The sequence below is a fragment of the Nocardia sp. NPDC056100 genome (assembly GCF_042266325.1).
Classification (GTDB): Bacteria; Actinomycetota; Actinomycetes; order Mycobacteriales; family Mycobacteriaceae; genus Nocardia.
Genome location: NZ_JBHJVY010000005.1, coordinates 90,188 through 109,328 on the forward strand (window position 1 = coordinate 90,188; position 19,141 = coordinate 109,328).

The window sequence follows — 19,141 nt, forward strand, 5'->3', positions numbered from 1 at the left end:
GCCAGCGCTCAGCACTTGGCCTTGTAGAAGTACTGGTCGTTGCTGGACATGTTGTCCTGGGTCAGGGCGATCATGCCGGTTTGGATGTTGCGGGTGACGGGTTTGCCCTCGAGGGCGGCGGCGGCCTGGTCGACGCCCTGTTTGCCGATATCGCCCGGGTTTTGGGCGATGAGGGCTTGGACGGTGCCGTCTTTGAGGTCCTGGACCTGTTTGGGGCTGGCGTCGAAGCCGACCACCTTGACCTGGCCCAGTTTTCCGGCGTTGCGCAGGCCGGTGGCCGCGCCCTCGGCGGAGCTGAGGTTGGTGGCGAAGATGCCCGCCAGGTCGGGGTGGGCGGCCAAGGTCGCGGTGACTATCGAAGCGGCGGTGGCGGCTTCGTTGTTGTTGTACTGGACGCCCAGGGAGGACATGCCGGGGTGGGACTTCAGTTCGGCTTCGAAGCCCTGGGCGCGCTGATCGGTGGTGGAGGTGCCCGCCTTGGTGTTGATCACCAGGACGGAACCCTTGTCGCCCACCAGTTTTGCCAGGGTCTGGGCGGCGAGCTGGCCACCTTTGACATTGTCGGAGGCGATGGAGGACAGGGCCACGGAGGTGTCTTCCAGGGCGGTGTCGACCTCGATGACCTTGATGCCCGCGTCCTTGGCCTGTTTGATCGGGCTGGCCATGGCTTGGGCGTGGGTGGGTGCGATGAGGATCGCGCCGGGTTTATTGGCGATGACGCCGGTGACTATGGGCGTTTGCTGGGCGGCGTCGAATTGGGTGGGGGCCTGGGTGTCCAGGGTGTAGCCGAGTTGCTTCGCCTCGGCTTGCGCACCGCACTGCATGGAGATGTAGAAGGGTTCGTTGGCGACGCCGGGGATGAGCACCAGCTTCTTCGCATCCCCGCTGCCCGAATTGCTCACCGAGCCACCGCAACCCGTCACCAGCGCCGCCACCGTCACCATTACGCCGGCCAGTACGGCCGCTCGTCCGGTCCTCATCATCGGGCCCTCACCTTCGAGTTGATTTCTACCGGTCTCGTGACCGCCTGCGGTACTGGTCGAACCACACCGCCGCCACGAGCACGACGCTCACCGCGATGGGCTGCCAGAACACCGGCACACCCGCGATGACGAAGCCTTTGCGCAGCACCGAGGGGATGAAGACCCCGATCACGGTGCCGAGTACCGATCCCACCCCGCCGAACAGGCTGGTGCCGCCGATCACGACACCCGCTATGGCGTCGAGATTGTCGGTGCCGTGGCCCGCGATGGTGGTGGTGCCGAAGTATGCGAGATTCATGAAACCGGCCAGCCCCGAGAGCATTCCGGCCATGAGGTACACCAGGATCAGATGCCTTGTGACATTGATGCCCGAGCGCCGGGCCGCCTCGGCGTTGGAGCCGATCGCATAGGTGTGCCGCCCGAAGCGGGTGGTGTGCAGCAGCCACGCACCCAGCAGTGTCACCACCGCGGCGACCAGCACCAGATCCGGAATGCCGCCCAGTACGGTGCCGAAACCCAGTGAATTGCGCAGCTTTTCGGGCACGGTGCGGGTGTCCACCCCGCCGGTGATCAGCTGTGCCGACCCGAGCGCCGCGCCGAAAGATCCGAGAGTGACGATCAGGGGCGGAATCTTGGCCTTGGCCACCAGGAACCCGTTGATCAGTCCCCAAAGCGCTCCGCCCGCAATGGATATCAGCAGGCCGAGCAGGATGAGACCCCATCCGGCATGGGTGGCGTCCCCGCCCGGGCTCAGTCGCTCCATGGTCTTCGCGGCGAGCACCCCGGAGAAGATCAGCACCATGCCGACGGACAGATCGATTCCGGCCGTGACGATCACGAAGGTCATACCGATCGAAAGCACCAGCAGCACACTGGTTTCGATGAGCAGCGTCTGCAGGGTGAATCGCGTCGGAAACGCGTTCGGACTGGTGATGCTGAACGCGATGTACAGCCCGACCAGCACGATCCCGATCCACAGTGTGCTCGCCCCGGCCAGCCGCTGCCACCGGGTCGGCGCGGGCATTTCGGCGGTCTCCTCGCTCATGCCGCGTCCTCGGGCGACAGGGCACCGGTCATGGCCCCGACCAATTGCTCCAGGGTGGCATCGGAACCGAAGCGCGCCACCCGCCGCCCCAGCCGCAATACCTCGACGCGATCCGCGACCGCCCGCACCTCGGGCATATTGTGGCTGATCAGCACCACGGCGATACCTTGATCTCGCACGCGCCGAATGACTTCGAGCACCCGCTCGCGCTGCACCACCCCGAGCGCGGCGGTCGGCTCATCCATGAAGACGACCTTGCTGGCCCACAGCACCGCCCGCGCCACCGCCACGGTCTGCCGCTGCCCGCCCGACAGTGAGCCGATCGGTACATCCGCGCGCGGCAGCACCACGCCGAGCCGCTGAAAGTGCTCCGCCGCTTGACTTCTCATCCGCTTGCGATCGAGCATCCCGAGCCTGCCCGGCAGCCCGCGCCGCAGGAGTTCCCGCCCCAGAAAGAGATTCGCCGCCGGATCCAGATCGGGCGCGACCGCGAGATCCTGATACACGGTCTCCACCCCGAGCCGCCGCGCGGCCGTCGGGGATGCCATCCGCACCGGCTCGCCGTCGAGCAGAATTCGCCCGCCATCGGGCTGCTCCGCCCCCGAAAGACATTTCACCAGGGTCGATTTCCCGGCCCCGTTATCCCCGATGAGCGCCACGACCTCCCCGGCGGACACCTGAAAATTGGCCCCCCGCAACGCTTCCACGCCGCCGTACCGCTTGACCAGCCCTTCGGCTTCCAATACCACGGCAGGCATGGCGATCACCCCGGCAACATTGACCTGAACGGACGTCCGGTCCGTCCGCCGATCGTACGATCGGCGGACGCGCGCCGGGGTGGATACGGCGAAGATCGCCTATGCCACGCCGTGGACTCAGACAGTCGTGCCGGACTTGGTCTCCTCGACCGCCTGGCTGATCCACGGCACCACCGCATCGCGAACCTGGACGGTGCGAGGGAGTAGGCCGTTGGCGGCCAGCAGGTCCGCGGCGTGCTGCTGCTCGTCGAGGAATTCCTCGGTGACCGCGTTGACGCCGAAGGGGCGGCCGCGCAGGGCGGCTTCCCAGGCATCGAGGTCGGCGGTGCCGCCCGCGGCGACGATATCGTCGACGAAGTACTGCGCTGCCGCACGGGGATTGGCGGTGATCCAGGCGTCGGATTCCTGGAGCGAGGCGATGATCGCCTCCAGTTCCGCGCGGTGGTTCTCGGCGATATCGCGGCGGGTGAACCACAGGGACGGGTGGCTGAACACGGATTCGGTGTCCACCAGGGTGTGCAGCTCCACCGCGGCTTCGACCGCGGTCAGGCCGGGGTACGCACCGGTCCAGGCATCGAGCTCACCGGCGAGCAACGCGTCGCCACCGTCGCGCACATCGGTGTCGACGGGTTCGATATCGGACCAGGACAGGCCCGCCTTCTCCAGGGCGAACAGCAGCAGAGTGGTCTGCCACGACCCGTGCGCGATGCCGACGCGCTTACCCTTCAGATCCGCGACGGTGCGAATTCCGCTGTCGGCCTTGGTGACCAGGCGGCCGTTCTCGATGCGCGGCCCCGAGATGCCTACATAGACCAGGTCGCGGCCATTGGCCAGACCGGTGACCGGCGGGGTGAAACCGGTGCCGATGAAGTCGTAACCACCCTCGGTGAACAGCCAATCCGAATGCAGCGACGGCAATCCAGTCTTCGGATCGACCCGCTCCGAACGCGGCAGGGTGCGCAGATCCACCCATTCCACATCGGGCAGCCGGGTTTCCAGAATGCCGCGATGCCGCAGTACGAACAGCGAGTTGTTGTGCGGGAAGTAACCGACACGCAGAGACATGAATACTCCTCGGGTAGGGGTCGCGACCGGGATCAGTGCGCGAGCGAGAGTGCGGGGGTGGAATCAGGTGTGGTGAGGCGGGATCGGCCCAGTAGGGGCAGGACTTCCTCGCCGACGCGGTACGCCTCTTCCAGATGCGGATTGCCGGCGAGGATGAAGGCGTCGACGCCGAGGTCGACCAGTTCGTCGAGACGCTCGGCGACCTGTTCGTAGCTGCCGACCAGGCCGAAGGCCGGACCGCCGCGGATGAGGCTGAAACCGCACCAGACATTCGGTTGTACTTCGAGATCGCGGTAGCCGGTGATGGTTTCGGGCACCCAGCCCTTGATTCGGGCCGCGCCGACGGAATCACCCTGGGCGGCGCGGTTCGCGGCATCGCGATCGACGAAGGCCCAGCCCTTCTCGATCTCGGCCCAGGCGGCTTCCTCGGTATGCCGGGCGACGATATCGATGCGCACCGCGAACTTCGGTGTGCGGCCTGTGATTTCGGAATGCGCGCGCACGCCGTCGAATTTGGCGCGCAGATCGGCGTACGGTTCGAGCCAGGACAGGTAGTAGTCCGCATGCCGTCCCGCGGCCTGCACGGCCGCGCCCGAAGAACCGGAGAAGTACACCTCGGGGAAGGGTTGACCCGCCAATCCCGGTGCCAGCGAGGCGCTTTCGGTCTGGAAGAACTGCCCGTCGTAGTCGAAGGGCGCACCGTCCCACACCCCGCGCAGCACGTCCAGGAATTCGCTGGTGCGCGCGTATCGATCGTCGTGCGACACCTTATCGCCCCACCACAATTGGGCGGGTCCGCCGCCGCCACTGATGATGTTGTAGACCAGCCGCCCGCCGGTCGCGCGTTGCAGGCACGCCGACATGCGCGCCGCCTGCACCGGATGCAGGAAGCCCGGCTGGAACGCCACCATGAACCGATAGGTGGTGGTCTCCCGCGCCAGCGCGGCCGCCACCGCCCACGGATCATCGGTGACCGGGAACGAGGGCAGCAGCCCACCCAGGAACCCGGCGGCCTCGGAAGCCTTTGCGACAGCGGCGATATGGTCGATGTAGGCGTACCCGTCGAGCTCCCCGCCGCGAATACCGGGCGCGATATTGCCCGGACCGTATCCGCCCGCATGCCCGCGGTTGTAGCGGCGCGGCGTGCGCAGCGACGCGTGATCGCCCTCCATGCCGATCCGCCAGTAGGTGTCGATGGTCATACCGTGGCCTCCTGAGCCAGCGTGCGCCCGGCCGGATCCACCAGATGCAGCAGGTGTTCGCCGGTGCGATGCACTTCCTCGATCTGCGGATGGCCGACGAGAACGAAACTGTCGATCCCGGCGTCGCGATACGCCGAAAGTCGTTCGGCCACCTGCTCATAACTGCCGACCAGGCCGATCGGCTGTGAATAACCCAGCTCGCCGAACCCGGCCCACCGGTTGTCGCTGAGAGTCAAAGCGCCGGAAGGTGTTTCGTCGTGCACCTCATGCCACTGCCGGTGTACTCGCGCCCACGCCTCCGCCTCGGTCTCCCGAGCGATGATCGGTAGCTCGAGTCCCGCGCGTACGCTTCGCCCGGCGGCGGCCGCCCGCTCGCCCAACTCGGCGAGTGCGGCGTCGAGGCCGTCGGCGGTCTCGGTGAACAGGTGCACATCACCGTGCCGCGCCGAGAGTTCCAGTGCGGGTGCGGAAGTCCCGGACAGGTAGACGGTGGGGAACGGCAGTCCGGAGAGAATGCCCCGGAATCCGCCGTCGATCACGTCGTAGTACTCGCCGTCGAATTCGAACCCGGTGCCCTTGAATCCCGCACCCGGAACCGGTGTTTCATTCCAGACTCCACGCGCGACGGTCAGGAATTCGGCCGCCCGGGCGTAGCGATCATCGCCCGCCACCCGATCGCCCCGCGTGCGAGCCTCGTCCGCGTCGGTATCGACCGCGAGCCGCCATCCCAGCCGGCCGTGCGAAAGCTGTTGCAGCGTGGCCGATATCTTCGCCGCGTACACCGGAGTTCCGAACGCGGGCTGGAATTCGACCACGACGCGGCCGTACCGGGTGGCGCGCAATGCGCCGCCCGCCACGATCCACGACTCCTCACCGGCCGGATCGTAGGGCGCGAGCACCCCGTCCAGCCCGGAAAGCTCGGCGGCATCGATGATCTGATGCAGATCGTCGAACGGCCCGAACTTGCCCGGGCGCACATCGGTGGCCGGGGTGCGGGGCGGCGGACCGCCGAAACCCCCGCGATGCCGGGTCTCCGGCCGCACATGCCTGCCATCACCCCGACTGGGCAGCCGCCACAGGAATTCGGTCATGCGGGCACCTGCCCCGAGGCCACCAGTTCCCGCGCCCGCTCCAGCGGCTCATGCGCGACCCAGCTGTCGAGATCGAAGTCCGCCGCCAGGAACCCGTGCGTGTACAGGAATTGCTTCTGTATCCCGATCAGGTCCAAGCGCTCATCCGAGAGCGACGGATGCAGTCCGCGATGGAAATCCTCGCCGTACGCCGCGACGACACCCAGCGGCCCGGACAGGGTTTCGCGCTGTAGCACCTCGCGCACGCCATCCAGATTCCCGGCCGCCCAATCGGCCGCGCGCAGACTCTGCGCCAGGAATCCGATCACCACTTCCGGCCGCGATTCCAGCAGGTCCGCGTGCACGGTGATGGGTCGCGGCGTGCCATTGTTGACCCGCAACCGCTTGCTCTCGGTGGCGTCCAGATCGACCGCGACCCGCAAACCGTGTTCCCGCGCGACCTCCTGCGCCCGCGCACCCTTGACGTAGATGGCGTCCACCTCACCGCGCAGCAGTTCCTCGACGCCCCAGGTGATATCGCGCCCGCCGCCGCGAACCGCGGTGCGCACCTGCGGATTCCGCTCGACGGTCACCTCGGTGACCGTCGCGTCCGCCAGGGTCAGCCCGGCCAGTCGCAACGCACTGGAGAAGCCGTGCAATGCCATGGCCCGCGGAAAACTGCGTGCCTGATCCTGCGCCCAGGCCGGAACCCCGAGCCGCAGCCCCGCCAATTGCGCGGGTCCGGCCACGTCGGAATCGGGTCCGACGAGAATGGCCTGCGCCTCATCGATCCAGGTCAGCCCGATCAATCGGGTCGGCGACCCTTGCGCCCGCGCCGCGATGGCGGGCACATTGCCGCCCTCGCGCACCAGTCCGGACAGATCGTGCAGGAAGTGATGCCCGGCCAATTCCGGCCCGGCGTCCTGCAATACGCCGAATTCCAGTCCGGAGGCGGCGGCGGTGTCACCGAGCCAGCCCAGGCTGTGCGCGAGGCCGCTGGCGGTCGGGACCGGGCAGCGGGTGTACCAGAGGGTTTCGGTCATGATCGCTCCTGAAGAGAGGGTCAGTGCGCGGCGGTCGGCCGCACACCGAGGTGATCGAGGAATTCGGCACGCAGCCGCAGGGTTTCGGCATCCGCGCGATCGCGGGGACGCGGCAGGTCGATGACGGTGTCGACGGCGAACCGGCCCCGATCGAGAATGAGCACCCGGTCGGCGAGCCGGATGGCCTCGTCGACGTCATGGGTCACCATGAGCACCGCTGGACGATGCCGGGCCACCAGGTCGCCCACCAGATCCTGCATCTGCAACCGGGTGAGCGCGTCCAGCGCCGCGAATGGCTCGTCCAGCAACAGCAATTCGGGTTCGCGCACCAGCGCACGGGCCAGCGCGGCCCGCTGCGCCTCACCGCCGGAGAGCGTGGCGGGCCACTGCCGGGCCTTACCGTCCAGGTTCACCTCGGCCAGCGCGCGCAGCCCGGCTTCCCGGTTCTCCCGCGAACGCCGCTGCCCGACAATCACATTGGCCAGCACCCGCTTGGACGGAATGAGCCGCGGCTCCTGATAGACGGTGGTGCGGCGCGATGGCACCAGCACCTGTCCGGCATCGGGCGCTTCGAGCCCGGTGAGCAAGCGCAGCAGCGTGGTCTTACCGGTACCGCTCGGCCCGAGCAGCACGGTGAACTCACCGCGTTCGATGGTGAGATCCACGCCGTCGAGAACGGTCTTGTCGCCGAACGACTTCCGCAGTCCGGTGATCGATACCGCGGTGCTCATCGGATCGCCACCTGCTTGCGCCACGGCATGGCGACCTTCTCCACGATCCGCACCGCACCGTCGAATACCAGGCCCAGCACCGCGTACAGCACCACGCACAACACCATGTAGTCGGTGCGGTTGTACTCCTGCGCGAGCGACACCAGATATCCGACACCCTCACGCGTGCCGACCTGTTCGGCCGCGATGAGTCCGGTGATGCTGATGGACAGGCACACTCGCAATGCCATCAGAATGCCCGGCAGCGCCGACGGCAGGATCACCTCGAGCACCAGCCGCGGCCCGCGCAATCCGAAACTCCGTGCCGCCTCGACCATTTTGCGATCCACATTGCGGACCCCGAGATAGGTGTAGGCGTACATCGGCGCGACGGTGGCCACCGCGATCAACAGCACCTTGTACAGCTCGTCGATGCCGAACCAGGCGATGAACAGCGGAGCCAGCGCCAGGAACGGCACCGCCCGCACGATCTGCATGGTCGAATCGACCACTTCCTCACCGAGACTGGACAATCCGGCGGCCAGGCCGAGGATCAACCCCGCACCCACGCCGAGCCCGACCCCGGCCGCGGCGCGCACGAACGAGGCCCAGGCGAAGTCCGCCAGCTGACCGCTCGACGCGAGTTCGGTGAACGCGCTCCACACCTTCGGCGGTCCGGCGATGACCTGCGGCTCGATCGCCCCGGTCGCGGACCCGATCCACCAGGCGGCGAAGATCAGGGCGGGCAGCAGGAATCGCAGCGGCACTGAAAGCCAAGCGGGCCTGCGCCGTTCGACCCGGCTGCGCGGTGGGGCGAGCACCGGCTCCTGCCGGACCGCTGCGGCCGGAGCCGCGGTGATCACCGCCATATCAGCTGCCCGCCTTGATGGCCGTCAACTGATCCTGGTTGAGCTTGGACTTCAGGTCGTAGAAAATATCGGCCGCGGTGATCTTGCGGGTGATCACGCCATTGTCGAAGAACACATTCACCACATCGGCGAGATCGGTCGCATCGGTCGCGGACGGCAGACGCGGCACCGTGGCCTCACCGCCGACGCGGATGGCATCGCTCAGCCGGGCACCGGAAAGCGCACGCGGACCGGTGGTTTCGAAGACATTCTCGAAATCGGCGGGAGCGGCGTGCTGCTTGGCCGTCAGCCCCTGGAGCACTTCGAGGTACTTGGCCGCGATCGCGGGATGCTTGTCCAGCACCTCGGTGCGGAACACGACGACGCTATTGTCCTTGGAGCCGATGCTCTGTTCGGTCGCGATCTCGATACCGCCGTTGGCCTTGGCCTCCTGGTACGGAATCAGGAACGAGGCCCAGGCGTCGACCTTGCCGGTGGCGAACGCCGAGGCGGCATCCTTCTGCTGCAACGGCACCCGAGTCACCTTGTCGGCCGGAATACCCGCCTGCGCAAGGGCTTTGAGCAGGATGTACTCACCCTTCGCGGCGGGGTTCACCGCGACGCGCTTGCCCACCAGGTCCGCGACCGAGTGGATACCCGAGCCGGGGGAGGCGATGATGCCGCTCTGATCCTTACCGGCCGGATCCTGCACCGCCACGATCCGCACGCCGACGTCCTTGGACAGCGCACCCACCACCGGGCTGAACGCCGCGCCCGATACGTCGAGTTCCTTGGTGTTGAACAGCTTCAGCATGGAGCTGAAACCCGGTGTGGTGTTGACCCATTCGATCTTCGCGCCGAGTGGTGCCAGCGCCGCGTCGAAGGTGCCGTCGCGCTTGCCGATCGCGATCGGCCCCTCATTGCCCGGGTCGACCACCTTGAGCACGATCGACGGTGTGTCACCGCCGCCGGAGTCGGAACCGCATCCTGCGACGAGTGCGGCGATGGGAACGATCGCGAGTGCGATACGCATGAGGGCTCGCCTACGGGACATCGTGGAGACTCCTGTTCCGGATTGTCGATCAATGCCTCCGGACAGTAGGGAGGGGAGCGGCCCGCGACCAGGTAATGCTTTCCGTGGATCGGAAAGCTTGACAGATCGAGTTCGACTGCTACGGAAATCCTTTCCGCATAGCGGAAAGCTCCACTCGTGCGGCTGTGTTAGCGTCGCACCGTGGAAGCTTCCGGCGTTCAGACCGTCGCCCGCGCCCTATCCGTCCTGGACTGCTTCCGGGGTGGTGAGGAGCGCGGCGTCTCCGATGTCGCACGGCAGCAGGGGCTGGCGGTCAGCACCACGCATCGCCTGCTCACCGCGCTGGTGCAGGCCGGATTCCTGGAGAAGGATCCGGAATCGAGCCGCTATCGCATGGGCGGCGCGCTCGCCGAATACGGTCAGATCGCATACCGCCAGCACCGCATCTACCTCGCGGAGCCCGCGCTGGAACAGCTCGCCAACACCACCGGGGCGAGTGCGTCGGTCGCCACCCGGCACGGCATCCACGCCGTCCTGCTTGGCACCAGCCGCTGGCGTGAATCCGACGGCCACGAACTCCAGGGTGTGCGCCTGCCCCTGCATGCCAGCGCCCTGGGCAAGGCGCTGCTGGCGTGGTCCGACGCCACCGATGACGAATTGCACGGCCTGCCTTATGAAGAGGGCACCGACCGATCCGTCTCCGGCCCGGCCGAACTCCGCCGCGAACTCACCGTCACCCGCGAGCGCGGCTACGCCTACAACGATGAGGAACTCGATCCGGGCTTCCGCACCATCGGCCTGCCCATCCTCGACACGAACGATCGCTGCCGATTCGCCCTGGGCCTGCGCGGACCCACCGCGCTCATGATTCCCGAACGCGTGCCGTTCTTCATCGAACTCGCCAGGGTGACCGCACAGGATATCGCCGCCAAGTTCGCGGCCGGCCGAATCGATGGGTAACTGTCGATTTACACATTCGCGGTGTGGTTGACGCATGTTTACTTCACACTGAGCTCCTGGCAAACGCCGTGTGAGGGCGGCGTTTTCACGCGGGAGTCTGCATGAGCGTTAATCAGTCCCAGTCCGATGACGAACGACGGCTGGCCGAACTCGGCTATAAACAGGAACTGGCCCGATCGTGGTCGGGCTTCTCGAACTTCGCCATCAGTTTCACCATTGTCTCGATCCTGACCGGCGGGCTCGCCAGCTACGGCATCGGACTCTCCAACGGCGGACCCATCACCATGGCATGGGGCTGGCCGCTGGTCTCGGTGATGGTGCTGTTCGTGGGGCTGGCCATGGCCGAATTGGCCTCGGCCTACCCGACTTCGGGCGGTCTGTACTGGTGGGCCTCGGAGTTGGGCGGGCCGATCTGGGGCTGGTTCACCGGATGGTTCAACCTCATCGGCCAAATCGCGGTCACGGCCGCAATCGATTACGGCGCCGCGATTTTCACCACCGTGGTGCTCAATGTGATCGGGCTCGATATCGGAACCGACCGCACCGCAATCTTTTTGGTGTTCGCCGGAATTCTGGTGCTGCACGCGGTACTGAATGCCATCGGCCCGCATCTGTCCGCGGTCATCAACAATATCTCCGCCTGGTGGCATGTCGGCGGTGTGGCGATCTTCGTGCTGGTGCTCGGCATCGGCGCGGAACACCACCAGAGCGTGGGGTTCGTCTTCACCCAGACCGTGGACAACAGTTCGGTCGGATTCGGCGGGGTCGCGTTCAGCTTCCTGCTCGGCCTGCTGCACGCGCAGTACACCTTCACCGGGTACGATGCCTCGGCGCATATGTCCGAGGAGACGCACGACGCCTCGCGGATGGCCGCCAAGGGGATCATCAACACCATCATCGTGTCGGCGGTCGCCGGTTATCTGCTGATCATGGCGGTGACCTTCGCGATCCCGAACCTGGACGACGCGCTGGATCCGACCAAGAACAGCGGTTATCCGGTGATCTACATTCTGGAGAACTCGCTCAGCTCGTTCTGGTCCGGACTGCTGCTGATCATCGCCGCCATCGCCCAATTGTTCTGCGGCTACGCCTCGGTGACGGCGGCCTCGCGCATGCTGTTCGCGTTCTCGCGGGACGGCGCGGTGCCGGGTTCGGCGCTGTGGTCCAAGCTGTCGGCGCGCAAGGTGCCGGTCAACGCGGTGCTGTTCGTCTCGGTGTTCGCGTTCATCCTGCTGATTCCGTCGATGCTGGTGCCCGCGGAGAACGCTCCCACCGCGTACGCGGCAGCCACCTCGGTCGCCACCATCGGGCTCTATATCGCCTACGGCATACCGATTCTGCTGCGGCTCATGAACGGAAGCCGATTCCGTACCGGCCCTTGGCAACTCGGGCGCTGGTATCGGCCGGTCGGCATCATCGCGCTGATCTGGATCGTGTTCATCAGCCTGCTGTTCATCCTGCCGATGGATGATCGCGGCTATCCCTGGAATTCCGAATTCACCTGGAACTCGGTCAATTACGCACCCATCGCGCTGGTCGGTGTGGTGGGCGCGATCGCCATCTGGTGGTTCGCCTCGGCCCGGCGCTGGTTCACCGGGCCGAAGCGCACCGTGGATGAACCGCCGGGGGAACAGGCCCCCGTCGGCTCCTGAACCCTCGCTACAGCGGGGTCACGTACGCACCGGAGATACCACCGTCGACCAGGAACTGGGATGCGGTGATGAAGGAGGAATCGTCGCTGGCGAGAAATGCCACGGCGGCGGCGATTTCCTCCGGCTCGGCGAAACGCCCGGCCGGAATATGTACCAGGCGGCGGGCCGCGCGCTCGGGATCCTTGGCGAACAATTCCTGCAGCAGCGGGGTGTTCACCGGTCCCGGGCACAGGGCGTTGACGCGAATGTTGTCGCGCGCGAACTGAACTCCGAGTTCACGGCTCATCGACAGCACGCCGCCCTTGGAGGCGGTGTACGAGATCTGCGAGGTCGCCGCACCCATGACCGCGACGAACGAGGCGGTATTGATCACCGAACCCTTACCGCGCTCCAGCATGTGCTGAATGGCGTACTTGCTGCACAGGTACACCGAGGTCAGATTGACCTCCTGCACCCGCTTCCACGCCTCCAGCCCGGTGGTGAGGATCGAATCATCCTCCGGCGGTGAGATTCCCGCGTTGTTGAAGGCGATATCCAGCCCGCCGTAGGTGTCGACCGCCGTCTGGAACAGCGCCCGCACCTGCTCCTCATCGGTGACGTCGACCTTCACGTACAGCCCGTCGACCTCGGTCGCCGCGGCCTGCCCCGAGGTGGCATCGATATCCGCGACAACGACTTTCGCGCCCTCCTGGGCGAACCGCTTGACCGTGGCGAGCCCGATGCCACTGCCGCCGCCCGTGACGACCGCGACGCGATCCTGTAAGCGCTGCAACGTATCTCCTTAATTGTCGGTGGCGATGAAGACGTTCTTGATCTCGGTGAAGGCGCGCGCGGCATCCGGGCCGAGCTCACGACCCAGTCCGGACTGCTTGTATCCGCCGAACGGCGTCCAATACCGCACGGAGGAATGCGAATTCACCGACAGGTTCCCGGCCTCGACGCCCCGGGCCACCCGCAGCGCGCGGCCCACATTCGAGGTCCAGATGGAGCCGGACAGGCCGTATTCGGAATCATTGGCTATGCGCAGGGCATCGGCCTCGTCCTCGAACGGCAGTACCGCCACCACCGGGCCGAATACCTCCTCGGTGAGGAGGCGGTCATCGGGGGAGGAGGGCAGCACAACCGTTGGCGGGAACCAGAATCCGGGTCCCTCGACGCGGGTACCGGTGAAGGCGATCTTGGTGGAGGGCTCCAGGAATCCGGCGACCCGCTCGCGATGCGCGGCAGAGATGAGCGGGCCCATCTCGGTGGCCTCATCGGCGGGATCGCCGACCCGCACACCCTGTACGGCCGGTTCCAGCAGTTCCAGGAATCGATCGAAGACGCTGCGCTGCACCAGAATCCGAGAGCGTGCGCAGCAGTCCTGACCGGCATTGTCGAAAACGCCGTACGGTGCGGTGGCCGCGGCCTTCTCCAGATCGGCGTCGGCGAACACGATATTGGCGCTCTTACCGCCCAATTCGAGCGTCACCCGCTTCACCTGTTCGGCGCAACCGGCCATGATGCCCCGGCCCACCTCGGTGGAACCGGTGAACACCACCTTGCGCACGGCGGGATGGGTCACGAAACGTGCGCCGACCACCGAACCCTTACCCGGGATCACCTGAAAGACGTTGTCCGGCAAGCCCGCCTGCGTCGCCAGCTCACCGATACGAATGGCGGTCAACGGGGTGAGTTCGGCCGGTTTGAGCACCACGGTATTGCCCGCCGCGAGCGCGGGACCGAAACCCCAGGCCGCGATCGGCATGGGGAAATTCCACGGCACGATAATGCCGACCACGCCCAGCGGTTCGTGGAAGGTGATGTCCACCCCGCCTGCGACCGGAATCTGATTGCCCAGCAGGCGTTCCGGCAGTCCGGCGCTGTAGTGCAGCACATCGCGAGCATTGCCCGCCTCCCAGCGCGCGTTGCCGATGGTGTGACCGGCATTGCGCACCTCGAGCTGCGCCAGGTTCTCCAGATCGGCGTCGATCGCCTCGGCGAATCGGCGCAGCAGGCGCGCGCGATCACCCGGCGCGATATCCCGCCAGCCGGGCAGCGCCCGTTGCGCCCGCTCGATGGCGGCGTCCGTCGCGGCCAGATCGGCCGCTTCCACCGTCGCCACGACCGTTTCGGTCGCGGGGTTGATCACCTGGGTCGTTGTCACCGATTGCGCTCCCTTCCATAGCGTGTCGCCTGTTCCACCAGCGCCCGCATGAGGCGGTCGTCGGCGGAATTCTCCTCCGGATGCCATTGCACGCCGACCAGGAACGGTGCCTCGCCGGTCTCGACCGCCTCGATGGTGCCGTCGGCGGCGTGCGCGGTGGCGGTGAGACCGTCGGCGAGCACATCGATCGCCTGATGGTGATGACAGTGCACCGTCACCTCGGCTCCGGCGATCGTGGCCACCTGCGAACCGGGCACGGTCCGCACCGTGGTCACCCCGAAAACGCCGGGCGTGCGGGCGTGATCGGTATGCCCGAGCACATCGGGGAGATGCTGATGCAGTGTGCCGCCCAAGGCGACATTCACCAATTGCAGTCCGCGACAGACCGCCAGCACCGGCATGCCCGCCGCCCGCGCCAACTCGAACAGCGCGAACTCCGACGCGTCCCGATCCGTGCGCAGCCCGCGCGTCGCCTCGTGCGGCTCCGCGTCGTACCGCTCCGGATCGATATCGGCCCCACCGGTCAGCACCAGTCCGTCGAGGCGCTCGATCACCTCGGGCCGCGCGGTCCCGCTGGGCGGCAACAACACCGGTATGCCGCCCGCCCGCTCGGTCATATCGACATAGGTCCGCGACAGCACCGCGGCATCGACATCCCAATGCCCGAACCTGGTCCGCTCGGAGTAGGTGGGCAGGCCGATCAACGGCCGCCGAGACTCCGCGTCACCGTTGGCCGACCGCGCCGAGTCGCTCGGCAGCCCGCTGCCCCCGGAAACGCTCTCAGAGTCGTTCGAATCCACGCACCCGCTCCCAATCGGTCACCGCGGCGTCGAAGGCGTCCAATTCGACCTGTGCCGCATTCCGGTAGTGCCGCACCACATCCTCACCGAACGCCCGCTGCGCGACCTTGCTCTCACCGAACAGGCGCGCCGCATCCCGCAGCGTATGCGGTACCCGGGGCCGCTGCGACACGTAGGCGTTGCCTTGGAATTCCGGTTCCAGGGGTAGTTGCTGTTCGATGCCGTGCAATCCGGCGGCGATGGTGGCCGCCACCGCGAGGTAGGGATTCACATCCCCGCCCGGCACCCGGTTCTCGAAACGCAGCGCCGGACCGTGCCCGACCACGCGCAGCGCGCAGGTGCGATTGTCCCGGCCCCAGGCCACCGCCGTGGGCGCGAAGCTGCCCGCTTGAAAGCGCTTGTACGAGTTTATATTCGGTGCCAGTAGATAGGTGAACTCCTGGAGGCAGTCGAGTTGCCCGGCCAGGAAGTGGCGCATGAGCGGCGAACCGCCGTCGGCATCGTCCCCGGCGAAGACCGGCTTACCCGAACCATCCCGCAGACTCAGATGGATATGGCACGAATTGCCTTCGCGCTCATTGTATTTCGCCATGAAGGTGAGGCTGCGCCCCTCCTGTGCGGCGATCTCCTTGGCTCCGGTCTTGTAGATGCTGTGGTTGTCGCAGGTGATCAGCGCTTCGTCATAGCGGAACGCGATCTCGTGCTGGCCGGGATTGCATTCGCCCTTGGCGGACTCGACATACATTCCGGCCCCGGACATTTCATTGCGAATCCGGCGCAGCAGCGGTTCGATCCGCGCCGTCCCGAGCATCGAGTAGTCGACGTTGTACTGATTAGAAGGCGTCAGCTGCCGGTATCCGCCCTTGAACGCCGCCTCGTAACTGTCGTCGAACACCAGGAATTCGAGTTCGGTCCCGGCATAGGCGTACAGCCCGTGTTCGGCCAGTCGATCCAGCTGCGCCCGCAGCACCTGGCGGGGTGAGGCCGTCACCGGCTGCCCGTCCGAATCCACCCGCTCCACATCGCAGAGCACCAGCGCGGTCCCCGGCCACCACGGCACCAGCCGCAGCGTCGACAGATCCGGCCGCAGTACGAAATCCCCGTATCCGGTGTCCCAGGAGGACATGGCGTACCCGTCGACCGTATTCATCTCCACATCGACGGCCAGCAGATAATTGCACGCCTCGGTGGCGTGATCGAGCACCTCCTCCATGAAATACCGTGCGGAACAACGTTTCCCCTGCAATCGCCCCTGCATATCGGTCATGGCCACCAGCACGGTGTCGATCGCCCCCGCCTCGACCTGACCCACCAGCTCCGCAACACTCAGCATCCCGGCTCGCATCAGTGACCTCTCTCGACGGCAACCGCCTCACGCTAAGCGAACCGACGCCCCGCCCGTGCCCGAATCCGCAAGGAGATCACCGCGTGTCGCGGGGATCCGCCGGGCTGCCCTGCAGGTACCGGATCCAACCCGGAAAACGCACCGAATCCACCCCGAACGCCTGGATGGCGACGGCGGACTCCGCGCCGGTGCCGGAATCGCGCAGCCGCAACACCTTCGGGGCCTCGAAGTAGAAAGGTTCGGCCTCGGCCCAGACGCGTTCGAACTCGGGGAACCGTCCCAAATCCGCGACCAGTTCCCCGAACGCGTCCGAACTGTGCAGCCCACCCGCCAGGCCGCGCAGCCAGCCCACGAGGAGGGCGAACGCCTCATCCCTGTTCTCGATCGATTGTTTCGACCGACCGGTCTCCAGATACCAGTGCAGCAGACCGCGGGATTCCCCGATACCGGGATGCGCCGCCGCGAACGCCGCATTGCAGGCCAGCACGGTGAGCCGGGCATCCACATACGCCGCCAACCCCTCGCGCAGCATCATCCCCCGATGCGCCGCACCGGAAATCGCCTCGCGCAACTGACGCGGCGACGGAGCGCCATGCATGCTCACCCCGGCCAGATCGAAACACAGCCTGCGCTCGGCCCGACTGACCACCCGCACCCGATCCAGCGAAGTGAGCAACGCGGCGAGCACCGCCGCCCCCGGCCGATCTCTGCGCCCCCGCTCGAGATGCGAGAGATAACTGGTGCTCACGCCACTGGTGAAAGCGAGCGATTCCCGCGAAATACGCCGGGATTCCCGCAGCCGCCGCAACATATCCCCGAACCGGGGCGGCTCGGGGCGATCGAGCGCGTGGGACTCCGACGATTGCGGATGGTGGGGTAGCACAGTACCTCCGAACGTCGAGGTGGGCGGCCGGAGCTCGGCGGCCGGAGCTCTCACCTCAGCGTTCCGCGGTGGCGGTGCCGCCTGCCTCACACGCGGCGGGTGAAATCGCGTGCGAAGTGCCGGTTCACACCGGCGGCCGTGGGCATTGCCCAGGCCGCCGATGTGCGACTGTCATCTCACGCTGCCAGTACGGGCTGCCGGTGCTGCGCGCTCGGCCAGCGTGGGTGCTCGGGGTCGATGACGTAGGCGTGCGTGTGCTCATACAGGCGATCGGTGATTCGGATGGCATCGGCCAGGCGGATCGGGTCTATGGTTCCGACCTCGTGCAGATGGGTGATCTCCTGCGGATCGTGCCGTGGCCACATCCGCATCGCCACGGTGATTCCCGTCGCGGCGAGTGCCGCCAGGGTCAGCCAGGTGATGGTGAAACCGGCTGCGGTGGTGAGCCATCCGGCGATCGGATAGGTGAGCAGCCAGGCCAGATGCGAGAGCGAGAACTGCGCCGCGAACAGCGCGGGCCGATCGGCGGGCCGAGCCGAGCTGCGCAACACCTGCCCGGTCGGGGTGAGTATCGCGGCGGTGCCCGCGCCGGTGGCGGCCCACACCGTCAGCGCCGCGGCCCAACGCCAGTCGCCGGAATCCGCCAGGGACAGTGCGATTGCGCCGCCGAGGGCGGTGATCAGCGTCGCGGCACCGGCCAGCATGACCGGCCGCGCGTCCACCCGATCCAGCACGCGGGGGAGTGCCAGCGCGACCAGCATCGTCCCGAAACCATTGGCGGCCAAGAGAATCGCCACACCGGTCTGGGTGCCGCCGAGCGTATCGCGCACGTAGTTGACGGAATTCACCATGATCACCGAACCGGCTGCCGCGACAACGAGATTCAGCCCAAGCAGCCCGCGCAGTCTCGGGGTGGCCGCGAAGATTCGCATACCGACGGTGAGCCGCTCGCGGAAATCGCCCGCGGTGGTGGCTCCGGCATCCGGAATGCGGGTGCCGAGCACCAGCCCCGCCGAAATCACGAATCCGATTGCGGTGCCGATGAACAACCAATGGAAGCTGATCAACAACAGCGCCGCAGCGGCCAGCATGGGGCTGAGCAGCGTTTCCATGGTCGCGGCCAATTGCGCAGCCGACAGCGCGCGGGTGTACTCCCGCTCATCGGGCAGGATATCCGGGATGACCGCCTGATAGGTGGGCGTGAACGCGGCCGAAGCCGTCTGCAATACCGCGATCAGCACGTAGATCTGCCACACCTGATCGATGAACGGCAGCGCCAGCACCACGGCCCCGCGAATCACATTGAGCCCGAACAGGAACGGCCTGCGCGGCAGCCGATCGGCATAGGCCGCCACCACCGGCGCGACCGTGACGTACACGAGCATCTTGATGGTCAGCGCCGTGCCCAGCACGGCCGCCGCATCCGCCCCCGCCAGCTCATAGGCGAGCAATCCCATTGCGACGGTGGTCAATCCGGTTCCGAACAGCGCCGAAACCTGCGCCGTGAACAATCTCAGATAGTCGCGATTCCGGAACAGCATGGTGATCATCGAACGGTCCTCCCGTCCGCGTCACCGAGCCGGTGAGGCGGACTTCAC

General features: G+C 66.7%; 18 protein-coding genes. 2 read left to right on the plus strand and 16 right to left on the minus strand.

Features of this window, described 5'->3' with window-relative positions:
- Positions 1–8: 8 nt before the first annotated feature.
- From ACFC0O_RS37090 to ACFC0O_RS37135, 10 genes are all read right to left on the minus strand, one after another.
- The gene (locus ACFC0O_RS37090) at positions 9–980 is read right to left on the minus strand and encodes an ABC transporter substrate-binding protein (protein WP_375966624.1); all 972 of its coding nucleotides are present in this window, start codon (positions 978–980) and stop codon (positions 9–11) included.
- 28 nt (positions 981–1,008) lie between these two features.
- The gene (locus ACFC0O_RS37095) at positions 1,009–2,028 is read right to left on the minus strand and encodes an ABC transporter permease (RefSeq protein ID WP_375966625.1); all 1,020 of its coding nucleotides are present in this window, start codon (positions 2,026–2,028) and stop codon (positions 1,009–1,011) included.
- The gene (locus ACFC0O_RS37100; protein WP_375966627.1) at positions 2,025–2,786 is read right to left on the minus strand and encodes an ATP-binding cassette domain-containing protein; all 762 of its coding nucleotides are present in this window, start codon (positions 2,784–2,786) and stop codon (positions 2,025–2,027) included. The genes ACFC0O_RS37095 and ACFC0O_RS37100 overlap by 4 nt, the downstream gene beginning before the upstream one ends.
- A gap of 117 nt (positions 2,787–2,903) precedes the next feature.
- Positions 2,904–3,851 (minus strand): ABC transporter substrate-binding protein, encoded by a 948-nt coding sequence (locus tag ACFC0O_RS37105; RefSeq protein WP_375966629.1) that lies wholly within the window; start codon positions 3,849–3,851, stop codon positions 2,904–2,906.
- Between the two features lie 32 nt (positions 3,852–3,883).
- Positions 3,884–5,053 carry an LLM class flavin-dependent oxidoreductase gene (locus tag ACFC0O_RS37110; protein ID WP_375966631.1) on the minus strand — a complete coding sequence of 390 codons (1,170 nt, stop codon included), beginning with the start codon at positions 5,051–5,053 and terminating at the stop codon, positions 3,884–3,886.
- Positions 5,050–6,144 (minus strand): LLM class flavin-dependent oxidoreductase, encoded by a 1,095-nt coding sequence (locus ACFC0O_RS37115; protein ID WP_375966632.1) that lies wholly within the window; start codon positions 6,142–6,144, stop codon positions 5,050–5,052. Before ACFC0O_RS37115 ends, ACFC0O_RS37110 begins: the two co-directional genes overlap by 4 nt.
- Positions 6,141–7,166, minus strand: coding sequence for an ABC transporter substrate-binding protein (locus ACFC0O_RS37120; protein WP_375966634.1), 1,026 nt, complete (start codon positions 7,164–7,166; stop codon positions 6,141–6,143). Before ACFC0O_RS37120 ends, ACFC0O_RS37115 begins: the two co-directional genes overlap by 4 nt.
- A gap of 20 nt (positions 7,167–7,186) precedes the next feature.
- The gene (locus tag ACFC0O_RS37125; protein WP_375966636.1) at positions 7,187–7,897 is read right to left on the minus strand and encodes an ABC transporter ATP-binding protein; all 711 of its coding nucleotides are present in this window, start codon (positions 7,895–7,897) and stop codon (positions 7,187–7,189) included.
- Positions 7,894–8,745 (minus strand): ABC transporter permease, encoded by an 852-nt coding sequence (locus tag ACFC0O_RS37130; protein WP_375966638.1) that lies wholly within the window; start codon positions 8,743–8,745, stop codon positions 7,894–7,896. Before ACFC0O_RS37130 ends, ACFC0O_RS37125 begins: the two co-directional genes overlap by 4 nt.
- 1 nt (position 8,746) lies before the next feature.
- Positions 8,747–9,778 carry an NrtA/SsuA/CpmA family ABC transporter substrate-binding protein gene (locus ACFC0O_RS37135; RefSeq protein ID WP_375966640.1) on the minus strand — a complete coding sequence of 344 codons (1,032 nt, stop codon included), beginning with the start codon at positions 9,776–9,778 and terminating at the stop codon, positions 8,747–8,749.
- Between the two features lie 180 nt (positions 9,779–9,958).
- Between ACFC0O_RS37135 and ACFC0O_RS37140 the strand changes: the two genes are divergently transcribed.
- Together ACFC0O_RS37140 and ACFC0O_RS37145 are read left to right on the plus strand one after the other, a co-directional pair.
- Positions 9,959–10,717 (plus strand): IclR family transcriptional regulator, encoded by a 759-nt coding sequence (locus ACFC0O_RS37140; RefSeq protein WP_364633041.1) that lies wholly within the window; start codon positions 9,959–9,961, stop codon positions 10,715–10,717.
- A 101-nt stretch (positions 10,718–10,818) separates the two neighbouring features.
- A complete protein-coding gene (locus tag ACFC0O_RS37145; protein ID WP_375966641.1) occupies positions 10,819–12,369 on the plus strand; it encodes an amino acid permease in 1,551 nt (516 codons plus the stop codon).
- A gap of 7 nt (positions 12,370–12,376) precedes the next feature.
- Here the strand turns inward: ACFC0O_RS37145 and ACFC0O_RS37150 are convergent, their stop codons facing one another.
- From ACFC0O_RS37150 to ACFC0O_RS37175, 6 genes are all read right to left on the minus strand, one after another.
- The gene (locus ACFC0O_RS37150) at positions 12,377–13,141 is read right to left on the minus strand and encodes a 3-oxoacyl-ACP reductase (RefSeq protein ID WP_364633045.1); all 765 of its coding nucleotides are present in this window, start codon (positions 13,139–13,141) and stop codon (positions 12,377–12,379) included.
- 9 nt (positions 13,142–13,150) lie between these two features.
- Positions 13,151–14,515, minus strand: coding sequence for an aldehyde dehydrogenase family protein (locus ACFC0O_RS37155; protein WP_375966642.1), 1,365 nt, complete (start codon positions 14,513–14,515; stop codon positions 13,151–13,153).
- Positions 14,512–15,315 carry a gamma-glutamyl-gamma-aminobutyrate hydrolase family protein gene (locus tag ACFC0O_RS37160; protein WP_375966644.1) on the minus strand — a complete coding sequence of 268 codons (804 nt, stop codon included), beginning with the start codon at positions 15,313–15,315 and terminating at the stop codon, positions 14,512–14,514. The genes ACFC0O_RS37155 and ACFC0O_RS37160 overlap by 4 nt, the downstream gene beginning before the upstream one ends.
- Positions 15,296–16,648, minus strand: a complete 1,353-nt coding sequence (locus ACFC0O_RS37165) for a glutamine synthetase family protein (protein WP_375966645.1) — start codon at positions 16,646–16,648, stop codon at positions 15,296–15,298. Before ACFC0O_RS37165 ends, ACFC0O_RS37160 begins: the two co-directional genes overlap by 20 nt.
- 88 nt (positions 16,649–16,736) lie before the next feature.
- Entirely contained in the window at positions 16,737–17,471 is a 735-nt protein-coding gene (locus ACFC0O_RS37170) for a helix-turn-helix domain-containing protein (RefSeq protein ID WP_375966646.1), read from the minus strand.
- Between the two features lie 248 nt (positions 17,472–17,719).
- Positions 17,720–19,093 carry an MFS transporter gene (locus ACFC0O_RS37175; protein ID WP_375966647.1) on the minus strand — a complete coding sequence of 458 codons (1,374 nt, stop codon included), beginning with the start codon at positions 19,091–19,093 and terminating at the stop codon, positions 17,720–17,722.
- Positions 19,094–19,141 lie beyond the last annotated feature (48 nt).